This window comes from Dyella sp. C11, from assembly GCF_003121485.1.
GTDB lineage: Bacteria > Pseudomonadota > Gammaproteobacteria > Xanthomonadales > Rhodanobacteraceae > Dyella.
The window spans coordinates 101,781-124,760 of record NZ_QAVX01000001.1 but is presented as its reverse complement, the minus strand read 5'-3'; the positions used below and the strand labels follow the sequence as shown (position 1 = coordinate 124,760).

The window sequence follows — 22,980 nt, the reverse complement described above, 5'->3', positions numbered from 1 at the left end:
ACCATGAAAGAGCCTAGTCCGTCGCTTCACTCGAGCCTGTTGCGCCTGCGCGAAGCGCAGGCGCGCGATCCCATGCCTTCATGGGACGTGCGCGCAACGCGGCTGCGCACGCTGGAGCGCATGCTCAACGAGCAACGCGACGCGTTTGCCGACGCCATCAGCGCGGACTTCGGTTATCGGGCGAAGGAAGAAACGGAGTTGCTGGAGCTTTACCCCAGCCTGTCGAATCTTCGTCACTCGCTGAAGAACGGGCGCCGCTGGATGCGTGCGCGCGGCAGGCTGGCCAACCTGGTCTTCCTGCCCGCACGCACCACGCTCATGCCGCAGCCGCGCGGCGTGGTGGGCATCATCGTGCCGTGGAACTATCCGGTGTTCCTTGCGGTGGGACCGCTGATCGACGCGCTCACCGCGGGCAACCGCGTGATGCTGAAGATGAGCGAGTACACGCCGAGCTTTTCTGCGTTGTTTGCCGAGCAGGTGGCGCGCTATTTTTCGGCGGATGAAGTCGTCGTGGTCAACGGCGACGCCGACGTGGCGCAGGCGTTTTCGGCGCTGCCGTTCGACCACCTGCTGTTTACAGGCTCCACGGCCGTCGGCCATCACGTGATGCGCGCGGCCGCCACCAACCTCACGCCAGTGACACTGGAACTGGGCGGCAAGTCACCGGCCATCGTCGGCCCCGGCGCGCGCTTCGAACATGCCGTGGAACGCATCGTGTTCGGCAAGCTGGTGAATGCCGGGCAGACCTGCATCGCACCGGATTACGTGCTGGTGCCGCGCGAACGCCTGGGTGAATTCGTCAGCACCGCGCGCCAGATGGTCGGCAAGCTGTATCCGCGACTTGGTGCGCAGGAGCAGTACACGTCGGTGGTGTCGGATCGCCAGTACGACCGCCTGCGCAAGCTTCGCGACGACGCGTTGGCAGCAGGCGCGCGTGCCGAGCCGATGAGCGATGCGCACGACCTGCCAGCCAAGCGCCTGCTTGCGCCGGTGATGCTGACCAACGTCAACGACACCATGGCGGTGATGCAGGACGAGATCTTCGGCCCGCTGCTGCCGGTGATGCCGTATGACTCATTGGACGAGGCGATCAGCTACATCGCCAGTCACCCGCAGCCCCTCGCGCTTTACCTGTTCGAGGAAAGTGGCGCGGTGATCGACGAGGTGCTGAAACGTACGCATGCCGGCGGCGTGACGGTGAACGACACGCTCTATCACATCGCCCAGCACGGCCTGCCGTTCGGTGGCGTGGGCCCGTCGGGCATCGGCGGTTATCACGGCGAAGCGGGTTTCCAGACGTTTTCGCACATGAAGCCGGTATTTCGCCAGGCACGCCTCAATGGCACGGGCATGCTCAATCCGCCGTATGGCGCGCAGTTCAAGCGGATGCTGAAGCTGTTGATGCGGTTGGGTTAAGCCCTCAACGCCACGATTCCGGATTTTGTGGGAGCGCACCCTGTGCGCGATGCTCTTCACCTTCTAGGCGAAAGGCGTCGCGCACAGGGTGCGCTCCCACATGGTTTTGGTGTGCCGCGCGCTCTTTGTTTAGCGCACAAAAAAACCTCCCCGCTTGCGCGGGGAGGTTTTTATACGTCGGTTCGTCTCGCAGCGTGCCGCGATTAGAACTTGTACTGCGCCGACAGGCTCAGCAGGTTGCCGTAGTCGTCCGACTCACCCGTGATCACGTCGCCGGTGGAGCTGGTGGCGTTCATGCGAGCCGAGTTCACGAAGATGTGGGCATACGAAGCGTTCAGCACGAAGTTCTTGCTGACCTTGTAGCCGACACCGAACGAGACCAGCTGGCGGGTGCTGTCAGGCACGCGCGGATCGCGGGTTTCGGTGATGGTCGGCGTGGTGTCGAGCGCGATACCAGCACGCAGCGTCAGCTGTTCGGTGGCGTAGTACTCGCCACCGATGGACACGTACCAGCTGTTACGCCAGTTGAAGGCTTCGGTGGTGGTCGGCTGGGCCGGGTTCGAGTAATAGACCGTCAGGTCCTTGAACGAATCCCACTTGGTCCAGGCCACGTCGGCGCCGAGGCCGAAGCGCTCTTCCTGATGCCAGTAGCTGGCGGTGGCGACGGCCGGGGTGGTGAACGGCGCGGTGCCATCGGTGTGCGTGAACGGCACGCCGCCCGCACCGGCCAGCAGGGCGGCCACGGTCGGGCTGCTCAGCAGCGCCTGCACGTTGGACGGCACGGTGAAGTTGGCGGTGCCTTCCAGCGTGTGCGAGATCTTGGAGCGGTAATCCAGTGCGAACTTGTCGTTCGGCGTGATGCGCCACAGCGCACCGACCTGCCAGCCGTATGCCCAGTCGTCACCCTTGATGCGGGCGATGCCGTCCGTGCCCGGCGGCACGATGGTGCCAACCTGCTGCGCCAGCGCGGCAGCCTGTGCCGGCGGGATGGCGCCAGCGGCCACGCCCTGCTGCACCAGGCCCAGGCCCACGGCGTTGTAGTTGATGGCGGAGGTCAGCTCAGCCGAGGTCTTCTGCGCGATACCGCTCACGCCCAGGGCGAAGTTGTCGGTCACGTCGTAGGACACCGACAGCGTGCCGTCGAGCGATTCGAACTTGGACTTGATCGCGTTGTAGCGACCGATCCAGTTGTTGTTGTATTCGGTCTGGAAGCCGAACGGCACGGTGAAGGCTGCACCCACGTGCCACTTGTCGCCCAGCTGCGTGGCGAAGAAGAAGGCCGGGACCGGCATGGTGGTGCCGGCGTCGCCGCCGCCATTGCCGCTGATCGGACGACCCAGCGCGTCGTGCGCCGAACCGCTGAAGCTGGTGCCAAAGTTGATGGCGGTGACGTCGGCCTGGAAGTACGTGCCCTTCAGGTCGCTCATGGCGGCCGGGTTGTTGGCCACGACGGAGGCGTCGTCGCCAGCCGTTGCGGAACCCGCGTACGCGCGGCCCATCGCCGCGGCGCTGTCTTCATGCAGCTGGAACGCACTGGCATGGGCGCGCTGCGGTGCAGCAAGCGACCCCAGGATCGCCAGGCTCAGCGCAGCGAGCGTGAGCGGACGGCCCGCACGTGAAAGTTGACGGAATGACATCTGCATCAGCAATGCTCCTGCTTATCGTTGATCTGGCTCGGGTAGTAGCAGGGGCTTGACGTCGTCGCGCCTTTTTCATACGCGCGTTTGACACCCCCGGCGGGCACTGTGCCGGCTCAATGCAGGCCTTGCAAGTGCGGTCGCAGCAAAGTTCCCCGTGAAATGCCGATTCATGCACGCCGTTCGAGGGCGATTAACGAAGATGGCGTAGACACCCATTTCGCAAACGCAAACGTATGGTGTTCTGGCGATGTAACAGGTGGAAACGGGACGACACATACAAGGGACTGGTAACCTTGCAGACCGCGCCCGCGGGTGCGCCCCTTCCTGAAGCCTGCCGATGGGTGCCGCCATGCACTGTTTTGTCTATGCCAGCCAGCGCAAACCCGATACGTATCTGTGGCTGGGTCGCCGCGACGACTTCGAATGCATTCCCGAATCGCTTGCCCTGATGCTGGGCGACCTGCGCTTCGTGCTCGAAGTGGAGCTGACCGGGGAGCGCAAGCTGCCCCACGAAGATGCCATGCAGGTGCTCCGGCACATCAAGGAGAAGGGCTGGCACCTGCAGCTGCCACCGAACGAGACGTTGGCCACGGCCAACCATCCTGCCTACAAGAGCGCACCGCTGGACCCGCACCACTGCGACCACTAAGAGCCTGCTCGTGCTCTCTGCGCGGCCCGCGTGCCGGGACCTGCTTGCTTGTCATCACCGACGCCGTTAACACGGGATTACCGTCTGGTGTCGTCACGATTCCTATACTCCGCGCCCATGGCCTACTCAAAAACGCGTCGCCCTCCTCCGTTTCTGCAAGCCCTTGCCTGGTTCATTCCCGGTCTGATCGCTACCGCGATCGCCGCGATCGGCGCCCATCCACTCGCATTGATCCCGCTGCTGGTCGCCAACACGCTGACCATGGCGGCGGTATGCCACGCGATTGGCTTCGACCCGGAACCGCGCTTTGGCCGCACGGTGCTGCGACGTGGCGCAGCCCACCTGGTGATGTTCACCGGCTACGTGGTGCTGGTGTTCCTGCTGGTGGCGTGGCCCATGCTCAAGCTCAACCAGGCGCCGAGCCTGAGTGCAGCGTTGATGCTCGCGGGCGCGCTGGTGGTGGCCCTGGGCGCGCTGTGGCGTGTGTGGCCGGCGTTTGGCCTTGTCTATGTGTGGGACGACGCGTATCCCGCGCAGAGCGATGGCTCGTGGATCTTCACCGCCACGGCACGCAGCCTTGCGTTCGGGCGCCATCTGTCGCGCGAGGATCGCTTCTTCACGCACTTCCTGCCGGCGGCGATCTCGCTGTTGGCACTGGCCTTCGTCGCCATTGCACTCACCGGCCTCTACGGCGTGCTGCCGTCGGAGCTGCGCACGGCGGCGCTGGCGATCTACGGCGTCGTGCTGATGCCGCTGGGCTGCCTGATCATTGCCAACCGCACCTTGCGCGCCATGCTGTGCGAAGGACGCCGCCCGATGCGGCAGCCTTCCGCCGGCGTTGTGGATGCTCCCGCTCCTGCACCGGCGCCCAAGCCCGCGCCGCAACTGAGCGAACAGGAACGCACCGCAGGCACGCCGGAACAGGCCCAGGCCCTGCTGGCCGCCACGCGCGACAGCGATATCGAGCGCGCGCTTGCCCTGGTGGAAGCCGGTGCCGATCCGAATACGGCCCCCGCGCAGGGCGATCGCGACCAGCGCCCCGTGCTGATGCTCGCCGCCCTGCTGCCCGATACGCGTCTGTTGCGCGCCCTGATCGCCAAGGGCGCCGACGTGAACCGCGCCAGCGGTGGCCTCACCCCGCTGCTCGCCACCACGCGTGACAGCTGGCACGGCCGCGCCGAAGCCGTGATGACGCTGCTCGCCAATGGCGCCAGCGCGCTGGCTGCCGATGGTGAAGGCAACACGCCACTGCACGGTGCCGTGCTCAGTGGCGAACCCATCGTGGCCGCCATGCTGCTGGATGCCGGTGCACCCATCAACGCACTGAACAAGGCTGGCCTGAGTCCGCTGGCCATCGCCTGTCGTGCCGCCAACTGGCCGGTCGCCAAGTTCCTGCTCGAACACGGCGCCAAGCCGACGCCCGCTGACGGCGAACCGGCCCTGGTCGCCGCCGCTGGCGTGCCGGACGACGACATCGAAGGCGTGAAGCTGCTGCTGAAGCATCGCGCCGCCATCAATGCCGTCGATGCACGCCACCGCAGCGCACTGATGACTGCTTCTGCCGAAGGTCACGAACAGATTGCCCGCACGCTGCGCGCCGCCGGCGCCGACGTGAACCTGGTGGATCGCCACGGCAGCACCGCGCTGATGGAAGCCGCGCGTGCCGGCGCCGTCGGCATCGTGAAACTGATTGCCGAAGCACAGCCCAATGCCCGCGCCCGCGACAGCCATGGCCGCGACGCACTCACGCTGGCCTGCCAGTCGCCGCAAGCGCACGCCGAAGTGGTGCGCGCACTGCTTGCACTAGGCGCCGAGCCCAAGACCGCTGGCAGCAATGGCCGCAGCGCGCTCGATCACGCCGCTGCCGCAGGCCGCTGGGATCTGGTTGCCTTGCTCGATCCGGAAACGCCGCTGCCCGCCAGCCTGAGCATGGACGCGCTGCCGGAAGGCGCGGACACGCCAGCTCATTTGCTCGACGCGCTGCGCTTCGGCCATTGGGCCGTGGTGTCCACCTTCGTGCAACGCGTGCGCGAGTGGCCGCCTTCGCAGCTGGCCCAGATGTACCTGGACCTTGCCAGCCCCGGCCAGGGTGCGGCGCGCCGCTGGCTGCTCGATCACGCACTCGATCCTGAAGCACGCCTGCAGCCGCAGCTGGTGGACGACGCCGAGACGGCGGAAGGCGTGGAGCCCACGCTTTCGCCGCTGGGCCGCCGCCTGTTCGATGCACTGCTGCAACAACTGCCTGCCGCCACCGAAGCGGTTGACGATCTTCTGCAGGCAGGCGCGACACCCGCGGGCGCCGGCCTGCTGACGCAGGCGCTGGTGCGCCTTGAAGACAGCGCGCAAGGCGCGGCGCTGCCGCTGGTGATGCTCGAACGCGGTGCCGATCCGTTCGGTGTCGATGCACGCGAACGCACGCCGGTGCACCTTGCCGCCACCTACGGTCACGAAGCGCTGCTGCAAGCGTTGCTGGCGCGCGGCTGCGATCCGAACACGCGCGATGTCAGCGGTCGCACACCCTTGTTCGCCGCGCTGGAAAACGGCGAGCGTGCGTTGCCGCTGGTGCGCGCACTGGTGGCGCACGGCGCCGATCCCGAAGCGATCGATGCGAACGGCGAAACGCCGCTTGGCCTTTCCCTGGAACACGACGCCGTCGAGCGCTGGTTGAACTGGGGTGACTGGATGCGTCCCACGCGTCCGCTGCGCGCGGAAGATCTGCCGTCTGCCGCGAAAGCTGGTGCACTCACCGCCGTTGAGCGTTTGCTGGAACTGGGCTTTGCCGTCGACACCCAGGATCGCCAGGGTGCCACCGCCTTGCTGCATGCCTGCGGTGCCGGCCAGCGCGAGGTGGCAGCACTGCTGCTGGACAAGGGTGCCGATGCGTCGCTCGCCGCCACCAACGGCATGACGCCGCTGGCGGCCGCGGTCAGCGCGCGTCGCGAAACGTTGGTCACCTTGCTGCTGCAGAACGGCGTCAGCGTCGATCAGCGCCTGCCCGGCGACGCCACGGCGCTGATGATTGCCGCCGCCATGGGTTACCCCGAAATCGTCGAGCAGCTGCTCGACGGCGGCGCCGATGTGAATGCCGTCGATGAACGCGGGCATGCCGCCCTGCATGCCGCCGCACAATACGGCTTCGACCACAACGACAGCCTGCGCGCACGCCGCCTGTTCGATGCGCTGTTCAAGCGCGAGGCGAACGTGAGCCTTGCCGACAAGGAAGGCAAGACGCCGTTGCTGCTTTTGCTTGGCGCGCATCTTCGTCCGGGCAGCGAGTGCGATCCCACGCATATCGGCGCACTGGTGCCGGTGCTGCTGGATGCCGGTGCTTCGCTCGAACACGCCGACCAGCGTGGCGTTACCGCGCTACATGCCTGCGCGATGCATGCCTTGCTCGCACCGGCACGCGTATTGCTGGCGCGCGGCGCCGATCGCCAAGCCCAGGACGCGTTCGGGCGTACGCCTGCCGATGTGGCACGCGCCATCGGTTATGTGGATATCGCTCACGAACTCGCTGCGCGCAGCGGCTCGGCCATGCCCAGCGTGCGGCAGACATTGAGGCAACCGGCCCAACCCGCCGACTGAAGCGCTTCTTCGATCAGGCGACGCGCAACAGGTTCCGGGCGTGGTGGCAAACGTCGCCACGCCTGCACCACATCATCCAGCCCAATGTGATCGACGCGCTGCACGTCGGGCAGGCCGCCGATGGCATGCACAGCACTGCCGCTCGCGCTTCGCGGCGTCCACATCGATGGCCAGCGATTGCCGAACAACACCACCAACGGGCACCCCACGGCGGCGGCCAGATGTGCCGGCCCGGTATCCACCGACACCATGCTGTGGGCGATGTGCAACAACGCGCGCAACATGCCCAGCGGCAAACCTTCGCGCGGCACGACTACGTGCGGATGCATTGCCGCGCGACCAATGGTGTCGAGATAACCCGCCTCCGCTGCCGAGCCGCACAACAGCACGCGAGCGTCAGGCATGGCCTCGACGATGGCACGACACAGCTGCGCCCACCGCTCCACCGGCCATGACTTGTCATCATCATCGCGCTTGCGCACGCCGTTCCAGCGCATGGTGCGCTTGTTCGACGGCTGCACCAGCACCAGTGGACGGCCATGCAGGTGGCGACGGGCGAGCCACACTTGCGCCTCGCCCATTTCAATCGCCGTCGGTTCCAGGCTGGGCGCGCTTGGCAGCGCGCTGTCCGAGTCCAGCGTTTCGGAGAATGCGGCGGGCGTCTGGTCGGCGAAGCGCATCAGCCAGTCGATCCAGTGCTCGCCTTCGCCTAACGGCGTGTCTTCGATGAACACGCAGTGCTCCGGCGGAATGCCTGCCAGTGCCAGCATGGGCCGCACCTTGGTGCGGGTGCGGACGTCGGGCTCGCAGATGTAGAACGGCGAATGACGCAATTCACGCAGCGAAAGCGCGGTACGCAAGCGTTGCGGATTGAGCCAGAGGGAGCCGTACTGGCTGTCGACATGGCGCACTTCAGCTACGTCATCGGTGCCTTCATAAAGCACGCGCGAACACTCGCCGAGTGATATCAGCCGGCATGCAGCACCATAACGGTGGCGCAACTTGCGCAACAACGGTTGCAACAGGATGGTGTCGCCCAGTCGTCCGAAGCGGATCACGACGGGATGAAACGATGCACGCTGGTTCATGCGTAGGGTCTGGCGTCGGGAATGCCCGATCCCTCAGGCGGCCCGCCCCTCGACGGCACGACCTTCAGGCCGCGCCATCTTTCCCTATCTGCAGCGAAATGAGTTGCGCTTGTAGCGCAAGCTCACAGCGCATGAAAAGACGTCAGCCGGGCGTCAGCGTGTCACGTCTTCGTCATTGGGTTTGGCGTCCGTAGGCACGGCACGCACGCGCTTGGCTTCCGGTGAAGCGTCAGCCTGGAACAGCTGTTCAAGATCGGCGAGCGCCTCGCGCGTGGTCTGCACGATGCGCGCGTCGTCGTCGTAGACAAGGTATTGGCGCTTGAGCAGTTCGGCGTCCTGGCGACGGAAGCGCTCGACCTGGTCCGCCGCAACCTCTGCCGGCACGCCCAGTGCCTCGAGTGTCTGGCGCGTCATCTTCAGGCTGGAATACAACGTCTCGCGCACGGGCAGCTCGATGCCCAGGTCCATCAGTCGCCACGCGTGCTGGCGATTGCGGGCACGCGCGATGATCTTCAGGTTCGGATACAGGCGACGCACCACGCGTGCGGTGCGCAAGCTGGCTTCCGGATCATCCACCGCCAGCACGAACACCAGTGCCTGGTCGGTCTGCGCGGCGCGCAGCAATTCGGGACGCGCGGGATCGCCATAGAAAATGTCGTTGACGTTGCCGAAGCGCTGCACCAGGTCGATCTGTTCCACCGAGTGATCGAGCGCCACGAACGGAATGCCTTGCGCACGCAGCATGCGCGCCACGATCTGCCCCATGCGTCCGTAGCCGGCGATGATGACGCGCGGCGAATCGGCCACGATGGTGTCGAACTCGCGTTCCTTCTTAGTCTTCTCCTGATGCAGCAGCTTGCCGAGCGCCGTGACCATCAAGGGCGTCAACGCCATGGACAACGTAATGGCAAGCACCTGCAAGCCATGCTGCTGACTCGTGACCAGGTTCTGCTCACGCGCCAGCTTCAGCACCACGAAGGCGAATTCGCCACCGCAGGCAAGCAGCACGGCAAGACGCAACGAGTCGCGCCCGCTGAGGCCACCCACGATGCGCCCCAGCGGCCACAGCAATGCGCCCTTGATCAACAGCAACACCACCACCAGCATGGCCACGCGCATCGGCTGGTCCACCAGCAGCGTGAGGTCCATCGACATGCCCACGCTGATGAAGAACAAACCCAGCAGCAGGCCCTTGAACGGTTCAAGGTGCGACTCGAGTTCGTGACGGTATTCCGAATCGGCCAGCAGCACGCCGGCGAGGAAGGCGCCGAGCGTGGACGACACGCCAACCTTCTCCATCAGCCACGCCGTGCCCATCACTACCAGCAACGCGGTGGCGGTGGACACTTCCACGTTGTCTGCCTTGGCCACGAAGCGGAATATCGGGCGCAGCAGATAACGGCCGCCCACCATTACCAGCACGATGGCGGCGATGGTTCGCATCACCGCATACGGATCAAACCCGTGCTTGGTCGACACGCTGGCGAGCAAGGGCACGGCGGCGATCAGCGGGATGGCGGCGAGATCCTGGAACAGCAGGATGGCAAACGCCTGCCGGCCATACGCCGAGCCGGCTTCCTTGCGCTCCGCGAGGATCTGCAAACCGAACGCCGTGGACGACAACGCGAGACTGCCGCCGACAATGGTGGCCGCGTTCACCGTGAGGCCGAAGAGGTAGTAACCGGCTGCGCCAATCACCAGGCTGCTCGCCAGCACCTGCAACAAGCCCGTGCCGAACACCTGTCGCCGCATCACCCACAATCGTTGTGGCGAAAGCTCCAGGCCGATGACGAACAGCATCAGCACGATGCCGAACTCGGAAATGGTCGCCACGCCCGACGTATCCGATACCAGGCCCAGCTCCTGCGGCCCGATCACGATGCCCGCCAGCAGATAGCCCAGCACCGAGCCCAATCGGAAACGCTTGGTCAGCGGTACCGCGATGACGGTCGCCACCAGGAAAACCAGCGCTGTTTCCAGGAAATGGTGGCTATCCACTCGCGCACTCCATTCGGGGGATTCGCATTATTCCACGCTGACGCGGCACACGCCGACCCCCATCAGGTAACAACCGGTGATCCCGCGACTCAGGTAGCAGATGCCAGCCCCTGCCATTGCTGCGTGAGGATGGCGGCGAGGCGCTCGATGGCCGCTGACGGTTCGGCTTCCGCGCGGTGCAGGCACAGCCCGAGTTCCCCGAGCGACGGCAAGGTGGTTTCGTGGGATGGCATGGCGCGCACGCTGGCCGGCAATCCGAAGGGGGTACGCAACGACACGCCCAGCCCCGCCGCCACCGCCGCCCATGTACCCGCAAGGCTCGCGCTGGTGAATGCGATGCGCCACGGAATATTGGCGCGGTCCAACGCGGTGGTGGCTGCCGTGCGCATCACGCAAGGCGCCTCCAGCATCACCAGTGGCAGCGGCTCGCTGTCGCGTGGCCAGAGGGAACGCTCGCCGGCCGCACCGATCCAGCGCAGCGGTACGGCGCCCAGGTGTTCGGCATGCGGCGACGATGCGCCGGCCTCCCAGGCCAGTGCCAGATCGAGGCGGCCGGAGGTCACGCGATCGAGCAGCTCGGTGTTGCGCGCAATGCGCACTTCCACCTTCACGCGCGGATGGGCACGGGCAAAGCGCCCGAGCACGTCGGTGAGCAGGCTTTCGCCGAAATCCTCCTGCAGGCCCAGCCGCACCCAGCCTTCCAGTTCCGCGCCGTGCAGGGCGGCGGCAGCGTCATCGTTCAACTCAAGCAGGCGACGCGCGTAGGCAAGCATGGTTTCGCCCGCTTCCGTCAGCGCCATGCCGCGCCCGGACTTCTGCAGCACGGGTGTGCCAGCCTGATCTTCCAGCTTCTTCAGCTGGGCGCTGACGGCCGAGGTCGAACGCCCCAGGCGATCCGCCGCCTTGGCGAAACTGCCCAGCTCCACGCCAGTGACGAACGTGCGCAGCACGTCCAGATCGAAGGTGATTCGCCGCATGGCAATCATCCCGTTTTAGTGGACTATTCGTCCCATATTTTCCGATTTTCAGGACAATACTCTCCGCCCTACGCTAGCTTCCGTCAAGCCAATCGGAGCCTGCGATGGATAGCTCTTCCCAACACGGTCAGCGCACTTTCGGCGATGTGGCACCGGCCTTCGCCGAGATCACCGACCGCGTGCTGTTCGAGCAGGTGTGGCGGGATCCCGCGCTGTCGCCTCGCGATCGCAGCCTGGTCACCATCGCCGCGCTGATCGCGCTCCATCGTGTCGAACAGTTGCCGTTCCACCTGACGCTGGCCCGCCAGAACGGGGTGGAGCACGGCGAACTCGCCGCCCTCACGACACATCTGGCGTTCTATGCCGGCTGGCCGGCTGCCGCCTCCGCCATGACGCGGTTGCGCGAGCTGAGCCAAGGAGAGACGCACGCATGATCGCCATGCAATACAGCTTCACCCTGCCCGCGGACTACGACATGGACATTGTTCGGCAGCGCATCGCCGACAAGGGTCACATGCTCGACCACTTCGATGGCTTGTTGATCAAGACGTACCTGCACGCGCAGCAGGGCCCGTCGTCCACCGAGAACCTCTACGCGCCGTTCTACGTGTGGCGCGACAGCGCTGCCATGCAACGCTTCCTCGGCAGCGAAGGCTTTGCCAACCTGACGCGTGCTTTCGGATGGCCGTCCATCCGCGTGTGGCCCGTGTGGGACGTCTACCTGTCGCCGGAAGCACGTCATGCACGCTTTGCCTCACGCGATATCCAACTGATTCCGCCCTACACCGCGCTCGACGCCTTGCGCGAAGCGCAGCGCGCACAGTTGCAACGCGATGTGGAACGCGGCGCGCTCGCCGCCGTCACCGCCTTCGAGCCCACCACCTGGACACGGGTGAGCTTTCGCCTTTGGGACGAAACACGCCCCGCCTCATCCGCCGGCCAGTGGTACGACGTCGGCCACGTTTCCCAACCCTGATCCCCACGGGAGATTCCCATGCCACTCGATCGCATCTCACTTCGCCGCGGCAAACCCGCCAAGCACATCGCCGCCATCCGCAACAGCGTCTATCGCGCCATGATCGAAGCCTTCAACGTGCCGCAGAACGACCGCTTCATCGTGGTGCACCAGCACGAGGCGGAAGAGTTCGACTATGACCCGAGCTATCTGGATATCCAGCGCACTGACAACCTGGTGATCATCCAGATTGCGTGCAACAACACGCGGACGGTGGAGCAGAAAAAGGCGTTCTACCAGCGCACGGCGGAATTGTTGAGCAAGGAGCCGGGCTTGCGGCCGGAGGATGTGTTCATCAATTTGCTGGAGACGAGCAAGGAGAATTGGTCGTTCGGGAATGGAATCGCGCAATACGCATAGGGTGGTATGGGCGTTTTCCACGCGAGACTTCGTTGCAGCGCTACAGCGACCAGACTCGGCGGCTCCTTCTATAGCCGTCATGTCGGCGCAGGAGGGTCATCGAGTGACTTTGCGCAGGGTTGTCGCGGCAACAGGCTTTGCCCCCTCTCCCCTCCGGGGTACGCGGGGAGCGGCCATGGATGGCCGCGGCTCTGAGGAGCGAGGAGAGGGTTGGGGTGAGGGGTCAATCTAGCCTCGCCCTTCCTAATCATCTTCACTGCGAAGGCAGGAGCACAGCGACCTACCCACGACGCGATGTGCAGCAAAGCTGCACGAGCCGTCCGCTCGCTCTTGATCTTGGGCCCCCTGTGCGGCGGTGAGGGGTGGACGATCAGGCCCCGCAGGGGTGCCTGACATGGATGTCAGGCACTTTTCGCCCGGGCAGGAGCCCGGTCGAAAAGCCCGGCCGCCCCTCACGGACTGGCTGGGCGCAGCCCAGACAGCGCCAAGCGGGGGTGCCCTTTCTTTTGGTTACTTTTCTTTGGGCAAGCAAAGAAAAGTGACCCGGCCTCCGGCAGGAGGTCGGAAGCCCGCGGCAGGCGAGCCAGATCGCGGCACGCTTCAAACGAGCGAGAGAGAAAAGGCAAAGTCACTGGATCCCAGCCTTCGCTGGGATGACGGTGAGGGATACAAACGTCATCGCTAGGATGGCGGTGAGAGGTAGGGAGGTTATCGCCAGAATGGCAGCGAAGATAGAAACGTCGTCGCGAGCACCCGCCCCTCACCCCAACCCTCTCCCCACAGGGGAGAGGGAGAAAAAACGCGCGGCGCAAAAACGGGTTACTCGCCCCGCAACCAGCGCGCCGCATCAACCGCAAAATAAGTCAGGATGGCATCCGCCCCTGCCCTCTTGAACGCCGTCAACGACTCCAACACCACGGCCTTCTCGTCCAGCCATCCATTCTGCGCGGCGGCCTTCAGCATCGCGTACTCACCACTCACCTGGTACACGAACGTCGGCATGCCGAAGGCATCCTTCACGCGACGCAGCACGTCCAGATAAGGCATGCCCGGCTTCACCATCACCGCGTCAGCACCTTCGTGGATATCCAGTTCGATCTCGCGCAGCGCTTCGTCGCTGTTGCCCACGTCCATCTGGTACGTGTGCTTGTTGCCTTTGCCAAGGTTGGCGGCCGAACCCACCGCGTCGCGAAACGGGCCATAGAACGCGGAAGCATATTTCGCCGAGTAGGCAAGAATGCGCGTGTGGATGTGACCGGCTTCTTCCAGCGCATCGCGAATCGCGCCGATGCGGCCATCCATCATGTCGGAGGGCGCCACGAAATCCATGCCGGCGGCGGCTTGCGCCAGCGACATCTTGATCAGTGCTTCGATGGTCGACTCGTTCATGACGTAGCCGTTTTCATCGATCAGGCCGTCCTGGCCGTGCGTGGTGTACGGATCGAGCGCCACGTCGCCGATCAGACCCAGCTCCGGATATTTCGCCTTCAGCGCACGCGTGGCGCGTTGCATCAGCGCATCCGGGTTCCAGGCTTCGCGCGCATCCTCGGTCTTCACCGACGCACCCGGCGAGGGGAACAAGGCCAGTGCGGGAATACCCAGGCGCACGCATTCGCCAGCCAGTTTCAGCAACTCGTCGATGGACAGGCGCTCGACGCCCGGCATGGACGGCACCGGCTCGCGCTGTCCTTCGCCTTCGATGATGAAGGCGACCATGATCAGGTCGGAGGCAAGCAAGGTGTTTTCGCGCATCAGTGCGCGCGAGAAGGCATCACGGCGCATGCGGCGCATGCGGACAGCGGGATAGCTCATGGGTGAACTCTCGGGCAAGACATCGGGCCATTTTAGCGCGTCCACGCCCATACGCCGGTTCGACAGGTTGACGCGGACGCTGAGACGACGAAACCGCACCATGCATGAACGCCCTGCCCCAGAAACACCCGGCTGCAACATTTGAAAGTGCAGTCTCAGCCCGCTTGTCCCCAAGGAGCCGCCCACATGAGCACGCCTGCCGCTGGCCGTCATCACTGGCCACTTGCCAACGAAGCCCGCTATCTCGGTCCCCACGAAGGGACGGAGCCGATCGATGTCACCGTGGTGATGCGTCGACGCGGTGATCATCCAGCGCCCGCTGCATGGCCGCACAAACCTGCGGCCAGCCGCGCGGATTTCGGTGCGCAGTGGGGTGCCGATCCCGCGGATGCCGATGCCATTCGCCAGTTCGCGGGCAAGCATGGCCTGACGGAAACCGGCTGCGAACTGCATCGTCGCGTGATGCATTTGCGCGGCACGCCGCAGCAGCTGCAGCAGGCGTTCGGCGTGGAACTGGGCCGTTACCAGATGCCCGACGGTGGTCCGGAGATGATGGGATGCCGGTCGCACGCTGCGCTGCCCAGCGAGCTTTCTTCTCGCGTCATCGCCGTGCTCGGCCTGGACCAGCGTCCCATTGCGCGCCCGCATTTTCGCCGCGCCAGCAAGACCCCGACCACGCAATACACGCCGGTGCAGGTGGGTGCGCTCTACGATTTTCCGGCGAACCTCGATGGCAGCGGACAAGCCGTGGCAATCATCGAACTGGGTGGCGGTTTCACGCAGAGCGACTTCACGCAATACATGCAGTCGCTGGGCATCAAGGCGCCCACGGTGAACGTGGTGTCGGTACAAGGCGGCACCAGCCAGCCCGGCGGTGATGCGGATGGCGAGGTGATGCTGGACGTGGAAGTGATCGGCTCGCTGGTGCCCGGCGCCACCATCGCACTGTATTTCTCGCCGAACACCGACCAGGGTTTCTACGAGGCGATCTCGCAGGCCGCGCACGACACAACTTACAAGCCGTCGATCATGTCCATCAGCTGGGGCGGCCCGGAGGACAGCTGGTCCGCGTCGTCACTCGCTGCCATGGAAAGTGCGTTGCAGGATGCCGCCGCGCTCGGCGTTACCGTGACGGTCGCCTGTGGCGACAGCGGCTACACCGACGGTGAAACCGACAACCAGCCGCATGTGGATTTCCCGGCATCCAGTCCGTATGCACTCGCCTGCGGTGGCACCAAACTCACCGGCAGCAACACCACGATCAGCAGCGAAACCGTGTGGAACGAACTGGCCAGCAATGATGGCGCCACGGGTGGCGGCGTGAGTGCGAGCTTCCCGCTGCCAACGTGGCAGCAATCGTCGAACGTACCCAAGGGCACCAACAACTATGTGGGTCGCGGCGTGCCCGATGTCGCGGGCGATGCCGATCCCAATACCGGCTATCAGGTGCTGGTGGACGGCCAAAACCAGGTGATCGGTGGCACCAGCGCGGTGGCGCCGCTGTGGGCTGCGCTTATCGCACGTTTCAACCAGCAGCTCGGACAGCCGGTGGGCGATCCGCACGAGGCGTTTTACAGCATCGGCATCACCGCCTTCCACGACATCACGTCAGGCACCAACGGCAAGTTCAAGGCCGCCAAAGGCTGGGATGCGTGCACCGGCCTGGGCACGCCGAAGGGACAGACCTTGCTGGATGCGCTGGCCAAACTGAAGACGAGCGGCAGCGGCGGCACATCCACCGCAAAGTGATGACGCACTCAGGGGCGCTCGAAGCGCCCCTCGAGCGTGCCTCGCGCCAGCACCTTGCCGTCGAGTGCGGCGACCAGATCGCGTCGTCGTGCGCCAGCACCCAGGCCCGACGAACGATCAAGGGCTAACAGCTGGAACACGTAGCGATGTGGACCGTGACCCGGTAGCGCGCGTGGTCCGCTGTAGCCCGCCTTGCGGAACGTACCGAGTCCGAGCGTCATGGCCTGCGCGTTGTCGCCGTTGAGCGCGCCCTCGTCCAGACGCGTGATGCCAGGGGCAATGCCCGTCGCCACCAGATGGACGAAAGGTCGTGACAGGGGTGCGTCCGGGTCTTCCATCACCAGTACCTGTTCAACGGTACCGGGCGGTGGCAGCGACCAGTGAAGTGGTGGCGACACGTTGTCACCCACGCCTTCGCCCGCGTAGCGCAAAGGTATGGGTGCATCGGCGACGAACGCATCGCTCCGCAGCGCAAGCGAGCTTTCGTTCGCCCGCACCGGCAGCTCGTTCACCAGCAGGTGGGTATCTCCCGCATGCCGTCCGCGCAACAAGGTGCCGAGCAAACGTGCGATCACGCCTCCTGCACCACGGTGTTGCGCAGTGTGGCAATGCGTTCGATGGATACTTCGCACACATCGCCGGGCTTCATGTACAGCGGCGGCTTTCGCGCATAGCCCACGCCCGATGGGGTGCCCATCACGATCATGTCGCCCGCGTCCAGCGTCATGGCTTCGCTGACGATGGCGATGGTCTGCGCCACGTCGAAGATCATGTCGCTGGTGGATGCCTGCTGCACCACTTCACCGTTGAGGCGCGTTTCCAGCGCAAGACCGGCTGCGCCGGGCGGCAGTTCGTCTGCCGTTACCAGCCATGGACCGAACGCGCCGGTGCCGTCGAAATTCTTGCCCATCGTCCATTGCGTGGTGCGCAATTGGTAATCGCGGATGGAGGCATCGTTGAACACGCCGTAACCGAACACGTGGTCCAGCGCGTCCTGCTGGGTGATATGCCGCCCGCTGCGCCCGATCACCAACACCAGTTCGCCTTCGTAATCGAACTTGTCCGAAACGCGCGGACGCACCAGCGGTGCGCCGTGCCCGATCAGGCTGGACGCAAAGCGGCCGAACAAGGTCGGGTATTTGGGTGGCGGCGAATCGAATTCCCTCGCGTGGTCCCGGTAGTTGAGTCCCAGACAGACGATCTTGCCTGGCCTCGCGCACGGCGGCAGGAAGCGCACATGGTCCATGTCGACAGCGGCGCCCTTGTGCAGGTGCTCGACGAGCACGTCGCGATTGCCGGGAGCCAGCATCGCGATAAGACCGACGTCGCCCGGAAAGGCGGCATCGTCATCCAGTCGCGCATGCCAGCCATGACCTGCATCCACGGCGATACCGACGTGGCCGTCCTTTTCGAAACGCATGAACCGCATGAGCTCGCTCCCGCGCGGAAAACCCGGGACTACTCTAGCCCTGTGTCATGACGGGAGGGAACGGTGCGCGAAACCGCACCGCGCCAACACGCTCAGTGCGTGTTGCAGCGTGCCGGCGCACTGGGCGTACCCAGCGGTGGGCAGCTCAGTTCCGTCGTGCTCGGCTCGGGCACGGACATGCCCGGTCGATACGGCTGGTACAGCGGCGACGCCACCGGTGTACCCACGCCCGTCTTTTCCGACGCCGCCGCCACCATGGCCCGACCGACCAGTGCCAGCGCTTCGTGCGAAAAACGCTGCCCGCGCGTGCCCGACACTTCGAACACCGGAAGCCTGGTGCGCTCGCCCGACTCCGCGGCGCTCTCGTCACGCGCCCTGGTTACGTCGTCCAGGGGTTCACGATAGGTCGGTTCCGTCGACGGCGAGGCCGCCGACAGGTTGTCGTAACTGGCGGCACTGATGGCCAGCGCCACGCGTTCCTGCGCCACGGCCGGCGCGGCCAGAAGGCCCACCGAGATACCCAGCGCCGCAAAAGCCCATACCTTCTTCATCGCCCACCCCTGCCTGAGCGTCGGCGATTGCCGGTCCCTTTCCCACCCGGTTGCTTCCGATCATAGCCAACCTGTTGATCCAACAGGCGACGTACGTCCTGCTACGGTAAAGGATGGTTGTCCCAACGCAACTGCGACGGAAGGGAGCTGGATCACACCATGGAAAGCCGGTTGTCGAACTGCCGATTCGTGAAGATCCGGGGGCACCGCATGGCCTACCGGGTCTGCGGTCCGGAAGCAGGGCCCGCCGTGATGCTGATCCACGCCTTCGCCAGCCAATCCGCTACATGGCGGAACATTGCGCCAGCGCTGGCCCGGAGCGGCTTTCGCGTGGTGGCACCCGACCTGCGCGGCCATGGACGCAGCGCACGCACGGCCTGCTATGCCCTGGCGGAGTTCGACCAGGACCTGATCGCCCTGCTCGACGCCCTGGAGCTGGAAAAAGTCTCGCTGGCCGGCCATTCGTTGGGCGGCCATCTGGCGCTGCGATTGGCGGCCCACCGGCCCGAACGCGTCGAACAGATGGTGATCGAAGCCGCGCCCGTTCCACCGCGCGACGCCGAGGATGCAGCAGCGATCGCCGCCGCGCGCCCGGGTTCCGCGGGGAAGCATGCCCTGCAGCGACTCGGCGTGGGTCGGCTGCTGCGGCTGGTGTTGCTGCGCCAATTCGATGTGCGATCGGCCCGCTCGGTGCTGGCGGAACTGAAGGCGCCCATGCCCGGCTGGTGGCAACGGGTGGCAACGCTTCCGCATCCCTGCCTGCTGATGGCCAGCCATGACGATGGCCTGGTCAGCGCAAGGCTGTCCTTGCTGGCCAACGCCCTGCCGAACGCCACGGTGCTTCGGCTGGGCAGCGGTCATCACCTGCACGGCGAACATAGGGAGACGTTCCTGGCGGCGATGCTTTCTTTCTTCCGCAAAAATACGGACGCCTCGCCGGCCACTTTCCCCGAACCGTCACCGGGGCTTTATCCTGCCTGACACATCCATACCCTATGTTTTCGTGCCGCGCCCGAGCGCCTGGAGCTAGTCCTTGAGTACACCACCCTCCACCGGCAGCCTGGCCTGCGTCGGCATCGGCATCACCCTGGGCTCCCATATCAGTCCGCTTGCCCGCAGCTACATCGAGCAGGCGGACGTGGTGTTCGCCGGGGTGGCCGATGGTGTGGTGGAGCTGTGGCTGCAGCGCATGCACCCCGACGTGCGCAGCCTTCAGCCGCTCTACGCGCACGGCAAGGAGCGGGGGCAGACCTACCGCGAGATGGTCGATGTGATGCTGGCCGAAGTGCGTGCCGGCAAACGGGTCTGTGGCGTGTTCTACGGACATCCGGGCGTGTTCGCCCAGGCGCCTCACAAGGCGATTGAACAGGCGCGGCTGGAGGGTTTTCCGGCACGCATGGAACCGGGCATTTCCTCGGAAGACTGCCTCTATGCCGACGTGGGCATCGACCCCGGCACCCGCGGCTGCCAGCACTACGAAGCCACGCAATTCATGATGTACCGGCGCAACATCGACCCCAGCGCCTGGCTGATCCTCTGGCAGATCGGCCTGGCCGGCGACCTGACCACACGCCGCTTCGCCACCGGCTCGGCCTATCGCGAGGTGCTGCTGGACGTGCTGGCCCGCGACTACCCGCTCGACCACGAGGTGATCGTGTACCGCGCGGCCGCCCTGCCCATCGAATCGCCCCGCATCGAGCGCATGCCGCTCAGCCAGTTGCCGCAGGCTGATCTCACCATGTCCGACACGCTGGCCATTCCTCCCGCCCGGCGCATGGAGATCGACCAGGAGGTCCGGGCACGACTGGCCCAGCTGGACGAGTCGTTGCCGACCGTTTGATCGAGCGCCCGGGCATGCACATTTGCGACAAAAAACGGGGCTATGATCGGAAATCCCGTGGCGGCAGCATGGTCGCGGGTGATTGGCCGTTTCCCTCAACCATTTACCAGGGGTAGTCCATGTCACACATTGTTGAGCTGCTCGAAAAGCTGGGTAGCGATGCAACCCTTCGTCACGGCAGTGCCGAAGAGCTCGCTCAGGCCGTAGCCAAGGCCCAGATCGACGCAGCTGTCGGCGCCGCCATCATCGCCCGGAGCACCACGACGCTCCATACGCTGCTGCGCCAGGAACCGCTGTTCCATGTCCAGATGGCACCGCTCGGTGAGGAGTCGGAGAACTACGACTTCATTCCGAAGGAAGGCGCTGTGCCGGGTCGCGAGCTCAAGTAAGGCTGATCTTCAGGATTGAATTGGTGGCGGCGCGGGCATCCCGACGCCGCCATCTCAGGGGAAAACAAGCGGTGTCTGGTGCGGCGATTCCCGTGCGACGAATGGCGCCCGGCCCCGCAGGTATGGACGCCGTAACAGGGAGCCATCGCGGTCTGTCGCAGACCGGTCATGGCTGGCAGGAGCAAAGGGGATGTCCACCGCTTTCCGCCTGCGGCAGGTCTGCAGCGGAAGCCACTTTTGAACGGCATCGGGAAGAGAGTGCCTTCAGGGGGCGGGGAGAGACACCCATCAGGTTGTCGCCGTAATATCAGTCACTAGGGGGAATACCGCATGTCCAACGTTATCGAGTTCCTGGAAAAGCTTGGCAGCGACGCACAGCTGCTTCAGGCCGCCAAAGAAGAAGTCGCACTTGCTCTGGCCGACGCAAAGGTCGGTGCCTCGGAGGGTGAGGCCATCCTGGCGCGCGATGCGCAAGCGCTGCACGAGCTGCTGAAGATCGTGCCCATGGTCTGCTTCCAGACCACGCCAGAAGAAGAAGAGGAAGAGAAAGAAGGCGACGAGGACGAGGAAGGCGACGAGAAGGCAAAGAAGCCGAGCAAGAGCGCCTCCGAGTCTTCCGCGACCGCTCGCGCCGCCGACCTGGCCTGAGCATGTTCCGCACCGGCCACGTCAGCCGGATCATCATCCTGGCAGCCCTGCTGACAGGATGGTGTGTGGGTGCGGCCGTCATGGCCGCACCTGCATCGACGGAAGATCCTGTGCAGATGCTGGATCGCGCTGACAAGCTGAAGACCGCCAATCACGTCGAGTTCCTTCAACTGCTCAGTCAGCTGGACGAGCATGCGGCGGACTTTTCTCCCGACCAGCAATGGCATCTGCGTTATCTCGATGCGTGGCAGCTGGCATTCGACGGCCGCTACGACGTGGCACGTCCGGCGCTCAACGACATCATTGCCCATTCGGGCGACCCGACGCTGCAGGTTCGCGCGCTGGCCACGCTGGTGAACATCCTCGGTTTTGGCCAGCACTACGAAGAAGCGTTCACGCAGCTCAACACGCTGGTGGACCTGTTGCCGGCCGTGAAAGACCCGGAAGCCCGCTACCAGGCGCTGGGCGAAACCGCGCAATTCCTCGCTGCGGCGGGCCAGTACGAACTGGCATCCGAATACGCCCAGCACATCCTGGACGACCCTGAACTTCGCGACCGTGCGTGCCAGGGCATGGCGTTCAAGCTGCGCGTGCTGTTCCTCGCGCGCAAGGTGCGCGGCACCGACCCCGAATACGATCGCGGCATCGCCACCTGCCTTGAAGCACGACAGGCGCTGTACGCCAACTCGCTGCGCAACGACCAGGCCAAGTACGCCATCGAACAGGGGCGCGCCAAGGACGCCATCGCGATCATCCTGGCGCACTACGACGAGTTCGCCTCGTACCACTATCGCGTGCTGATGAACGGCGTAAACGTGACGCTCGCGCAGGCGTACCTGCAGCTTGGCGACACGACAGCCGCACGCAAATACGCCAACGAGGCCGTGTCCGAGGCCATCAAGGACAAGTTCTCCGATTCACTGGGGCCGGCCTACCAGGTGCTGTATCAGGTCGAGGACAAGCTGGGCAACCCACGCGCCGCGCTGGATTTCCACAAGAAGTTCATGGACGCGGACAAGGGCTACCTCAACGACGTCACGGCCAGGGCGGTGGCTTACCAGACGGTCAAGCAGCAAGTGCTTGCCAACAAGATGGAAGTGGATTCGCTCAACAAGCAGAACCAGATCCTGCAACTCCAGCGCAAGCTGGATCGCAAGGACATGGAAACCAGCCGTCTATACATTGCCCTGCTGCTGACTGGCGTTGCCTCCATCGCCTTCTGGCTGTTGCGCATCAAGCGCTCCCAGCTGCGCTTCAAGCGCCTGGCCACACGCGACAGTCTTACCGGCGTGCACAGCCGGCAGCATTTCGTGGACGAAGCCGAGCTCGCCTTGCGTGCCGCCGCCAAGTCCACGCGAACGGCGTGCCTGGTGCTGATGGACCTGGATCACTTCAAGGACGTCAACGACACGCACGGCCATGCCGTGGGCGACCTCGTGCTCAAGCGCGCCGTGGCGGCGTGCCAGCATCACCTGGGCCGTCACGATGTCTTTGGCCGCCTGGGTGGCGAGGAATTCGCGGTATTCATGCCCGCCTGCAGCGCGTCGCAGGCGCGTGACCGGGCCGAGCGCATCCGCCAGGCCATCTCGGCCACGCCGCTATGGGGCGAAACGCGTCACGTGATCATCTCCGCAAGCTTTGGTGTGTCCTCCACCGACCGCAGCGGTTTCGACATGCGCCAGTTGATGATCGATGCCGACAACGCGCTGTACCAGGCCAAGCGCGAGGGCCGGAACCGCGTGGTGTACGGCGAGCACGGCGACTTCCTGGTGCCGGCCGCCAGCGCCGCCAGCGAACCCCAGGCCGAAAGCCTCGTTTCCCACTGATCCCTGCT

At 65.1% G+C, this 22,980-nt stretch carries 20 protein-coding genes; 12 read left to right on the top strand and 8 right to left on the bottom strand.

Annotation, left to right across the window (positions count from 1 at the left end; genetic code table 11):
- Positions 1 to 3: 3 nt before the first annotated feature.
- A complete protein-coding gene (locus DK366_RS00490) occupies positions 4 to 1,416 on the top strand; it encodes a coniferyl aldehyde dehydrogenase (protein WP_109123558.1) in 1,413 nt (470 codons plus the stop codon).
- Between the two features lie 203 nt (positions 1,417 to 1,619).
- Here the strand turns inward: DK366_RS00490 and DK366_RS00485 are convergent, their stop codons facing one another.
- Complete coding sequence (locus DK366_RS00485; protein WP_109123557.1) at positions 1,620 to 3,059, bottom strand: outer membrane protein transport protein; 1,440 nt, start codon at positions 3,057 to 3,059, stop codon at positions 1,620 to 1,622.
- A 346-nt stretch (positions 3,060 to 3,405) separates the two neighbouring features.
- Between DK366_RS00485 and DK366_RS00480 the strand changes: the two genes are divergently transcribed.
- Together DK366_RS00480 and DK366_RS00475 are read left to right on the top strand one after the other, a co-directional pair.
- The gene (locus DK366_RS00480) at positions 3,406 to 3,705 is read left to right on the top strand and encodes a YcgL domain-containing protein (protein ID WP_109123893.1); all 300 of its coding nucleotides are present in this window, start codon (positions 3,406 to 3,408) and stop codon (positions 3,703 to 3,705) included.
- 117 nt (positions 3,706 to 3,822) lie between these two features.
- Positions 3,823 to 7,290 carry an ankyrin repeat domain-containing protein gene (locus DK366_RS00475; protein ID WP_109123556.1) on the top strand — a complete coding sequence of 1,156 codons (3,468 nt, stop codon included), beginning with the start codon at positions 3,823 to 3,825 and terminating at the stop codon, positions 7,288 to 7,290.
- On the opposite strand, the gene DK366_RS00470 is transcribed toward DK366_RS00475, so the two are convergent.
- The 3 genes from DK366_RS00470 to DK366_RS00460 form a co-directional block, all read right to left on the bottom strand.
- A complete protein-coding gene (locus DK366_RS00470; RefSeq protein ID WP_109123555.1) occupies positions 7,209 to 8,378 on the bottom strand; it encodes a glycosyltransferase family 9 protein in 1,170 nt (389 codons plus the stop codon). The two genes, DK366_RS00475 and DK366_RS00470, sit on opposite strands and share 82 nt — an antisense overlap.
- 153 nt (positions 8,379 to 8,531) lie before the next feature.
- The gene (locus DK366_RS00465) at positions 8,532 to 10,376 is read right to left on the bottom strand and encodes a monovalent cation:proton antiporter-2 (CPA2) family protein (protein ID WP_109123554.1); all 1,845 of its coding nucleotides are present in this window, start codon (positions 10,374 to 10,376) and stop codon (positions 8,532 to 8,534) included.
- Positions 10,377 to 10,465: 89 nt separating this feature from the next.
- Positions 10,466 to 11,353: a LysR substrate-binding domain-containing protein gene (locus DK366_RS00460; RefSeq protein ID WP_109123892.1), complete on the bottom strand. Its 888-nt coding sequence runs from the start codon at positions 11,351 to 11,353 to the stop codon at positions 10,466 to 10,468.
- Positions 11,354 to 11,457: 104 nt separating this feature from the next.
- Here DK366_RS00460 and DK366_RS00455 point away from each other — a divergent pair, with 104 nt between their 5' ends.
- The 3 genes from DK366_RS00455 to DK366_RS00445 are packed head-to-tail and all read left to right on the top strand — an operon-like array spanning position 11,458 to position 12,728.
- Complete coding sequence (locus DK366_RS00455) at positions 11,458 to 11,787, top strand: carboxymuconolactone decarboxylase family protein (RefSeq protein ID WP_109123553.1); 330 nt, start codon at positions 11,458 to 11,460, stop codon at positions 11,785 to 11,787.
- Positions 11,784 to 12,329 (top strand): DUF4865 family protein, encoded by a 546-nt coding sequence (locus DK366_RS00450; protein ID WP_109123552.1) that lies wholly within the window; start codon positions 11,784 to 11,786, stop codon positions 12,327 to 12,329. Before DK366_RS00455 ends, DK366_RS00450 begins: the two co-directional genes overlap by 4 nt.
- Before the next feature lie 18 nt (positions 12,330 to 12,347).
- Positions 12,348 to 12,728, top strand: coding sequence for a tautomerase family protein (locus tag DK366_RS00445; protein WP_109123551.1), 381 nt, complete (start codon positions 12,348 to 12,350; stop codon positions 12,726 to 12,728).
- A gap of 819 nt (positions 12,729 to 13,547) precedes the next feature.
- Here the strand turns inward: DK366_RS00445 and hemB are convergent.
- Positions 13,548 to 14,540 (bottom strand): porphobilinogen synthase, encoded by a 993-nt coding sequence (gene hemB / locus DK366_RS00440; RefSeq protein WP_109123550.1) that lies wholly within the window; start codon positions 14,538 to 14,540, stop codon positions 13,548 to 13,550.
- 186 nt (positions 14,541 to 14,726) lie between these two features.
- On the opposite strand from hemB, the gene DK366_RS00435 reads away from it, so the two are divergent.
- Positions 14,727 to 16,289, top strand: coding sequence for a S53 family peptidase (locus DK366_RS00435; RefSeq protein WP_109123549.1), 1,563 nt, complete (start codon positions 14,727 to 14,729; stop codon positions 16,287 to 16,289).
- An 8-nt stretch (positions 16,290 to 16,297) separates the two neighbouring features.
- On the opposite strand, the gene DK366_RS00430 is transcribed toward DK366_RS00435, so the two are convergent.
- The 3 genes from DK366_RS00430 to DK366_RS00420 form a co-directional block, all read right to left on the bottom strand.
- On the bottom strand, positions 16,298 to 16,864 hold the full coding sequence (locus DK366_RS00430) for a YbhB/YbcL family Raf kinase inhibitor-like protein (RefSeq protein WP_157956410.1): 567 nt from the start codon (positions 16,862 to 16,864) through the stop codon (positions 16,298 to 16,300).
- Positions 16,861 to 17,718: a fumarylacetoacetate hydrolase family protein gene (locus DK366_RS00425; protein ID WP_109123547.1), complete on the bottom strand. Its 858-nt coding sequence runs from the start codon at positions 17,716 to 17,718 to the stop codon at positions 16,861 to 16,863. The genes DK366_RS00430 and DK366_RS00425 overlap by 4 nt, the downstream gene beginning before the upstream one ends.
- A gap of 92 nt (positions 17,719 to 17,810) precedes the next feature.
- On the bottom strand, positions 17,811 to 18,269 hold the full coding sequence (locus DK366_RS00420) for a hypothetical protein (RefSeq protein WP_109123546.1): 459 nt from the start codon (positions 18,267 to 18,269) through the stop codon (positions 17,811 to 17,813).
- A 159-nt stretch (positions 18,270 to 18,428) separates the two neighbouring features.
- On the opposite strand from DK366_RS00420, the gene DK366_RS00415 reads away from it, so the two are divergent.
- From DK366_RS00415 to DK366_RS00395, 5 genes are all read left to right on the top strand, one after another.
- Positions 18,429 to 19,250 (top strand): alpha/beta hydrolase, encoded by an 822-nt coding sequence (locus tag DK366_RS00415; RefSeq protein ID WP_109123545.1) that lies wholly within the window; start codon positions 18,429 to 18,431, stop codon positions 19,248 to 19,250.
- A gap of 52 nt (positions 19,251 to 19,302) precedes the next feature.
- Positions 19,303 to 20,109: an SAM-dependent methyltransferase gene (locus DK366_RS00410; RefSeq protein WP_109123544.1), complete on the top strand. Its 807-nt coding sequence runs from the start codon at positions 19,303 to 19,305 to the stop codon at positions 20,107 to 20,109.
- 119 nt (positions 20,110 to 20,228) lie between these two features.
- On the top strand, positions 20,229 to 20,498 hold the full coding sequence (locus tag DK366_RS00405; RefSeq protein ID WP_109123543.1) for a hypothetical protein: 270 nt from the start codon (positions 20,229 to 20,231) through the stop codon (positions 20,496 to 20,498).
- 330 nt (positions 20,499 to 20,828) lie between these two features.
- Positions 20,829 to 21,146, top strand: a complete 318-nt coding sequence (locus DK366_RS00400; RefSeq protein WP_109123542.1) for a hypothetical protein — start codon at positions 20,829 to 20,831, stop codon at positions 21,144 to 21,146.
- A 2-nt stretch (positions 21,147 to 21,148) separates the two neighbouring features.
- Entirely contained in the window at positions 21,149 to 22,972 is a 1,824-nt protein-coding gene (locus tag DK366_RS00395) for a GGDEF domain-containing protein (RefSeq protein WP_109123541.1), read from the top strand.
- Positions 22,973 to 22,980: the final 8 nt, after the last annotated feature.

Coding starts and splice junctions, on each gene's coding strand:
- DK366_RS00490 (WP_109123558.1), top strand. CDS start 4: ATGAAAGAGCCTAGTCCGTCGCTTCACTCGAGCCTGTTGCGCCTGCGC.
- DK366_RS00485 (WP_109123557.1), bottom strand. CDS start 3,059: ATGCAGATGTCATTCCGTCAACTTTCACGTGCGGGCCGTCCGCTCACG.
- DK366_RS00480 (WP_109123893.1), top strand. CDS start 3,406: ATGCACTGTTTTGTCTATGCCAGCCAGCGCAAACCCGATACGTATCTG.
- DK366_RS00475 (WP_109123556.1), top strand. CDS start 3,823: ATGGCCTACTCAAAAACGCGTCGCCCTCCTCCGTTTCTGCAAGCCCTT.
- DK366_RS00470 (WP_109123555.1), bottom strand. CDS start 8,378: ATGAACCAGCGTGCATCGTTTCATCCCGTCGTGATCCGCTTCGGACGA.
- DK366_RS00460 (WP_109123892.1), bottom strand. CDS start 11,353: ATGCGGCGAATCACCTTCGATCTGGACGTGCTGCGCACGTTCGTCACT.
- DK366_RS00455 (WP_109123553.1), top strand. CDS start 11,458: ATGGATAGCTCTTCCCAACACGGTCAGCGCACTTTCGGCGATGTGGCA.
- DK366_RS00450 (WP_109123552.1), top strand. CDS start 11,784: ATGATCGCCATGCAATACAGCTTCACCCTGCCCGCGGACTACGACATG.
- DK366_RS00445 (WP_109123551.1), top strand. CDS start 12,348: ATGCCACTCGATCGCATCTCACTTCGCCGCGGCAAACCCGCCAAGCAC.
- hemB (WP_109123550.1), bottom strand. CDS start 14,540: ATGAGCTATCCCGCTGTCCGCATGCGCCGCATGCGCCGTGATGCCTTC.
- DK366_RS00435 (WP_109123549.1), top strand. CDS start 14,727: ATGAGCACGCCTGCCGCTGGCCGTCATCACTGGCCACTTGCCAACGAA.
- DK366_RS00425 (WP_109123547.1), bottom strand. CDS start 17,718: ATGCGGTTCATGCGTTTCGAAAAGGACGGCCACGTCGGTATCGCCGTG.
- DK366_RS00420 (WP_109123546.1), bottom strand. CDS start 18,269: ATGAAGAAGGTATGGGCTTTTGCGGCGCTGGGTATCTCGGTGGGCCTT.
- DK366_RS00415 (WP_109123545.1), top strand. CDS start 18,429: ATGGAAAGCCGGTTGTCGAACTGCCGATTCGTGAAGATCCGGGGGCAC.
- DK366_RS00405 (WP_109123543.1), top strand. CDS start 20,229: ATGTCACACATTGTTGAGCTGCTCGAAAAGCTGGGTAGCGATGCAACC.
- DK366_RS00400 (WP_109123542.1), top strand. CDS start 20,829: ATGTCCAACGTTATCGAGTTCCTGGAAAAGCTTGGCAGCGACGCACAG.
- DK366_RS00395 (WP_109123541.1), top strand. CDS start 21,149: ATGTTCCGCACCGGCCACGTCAGCCGGATCATCATCCTGGCAGCCCTG.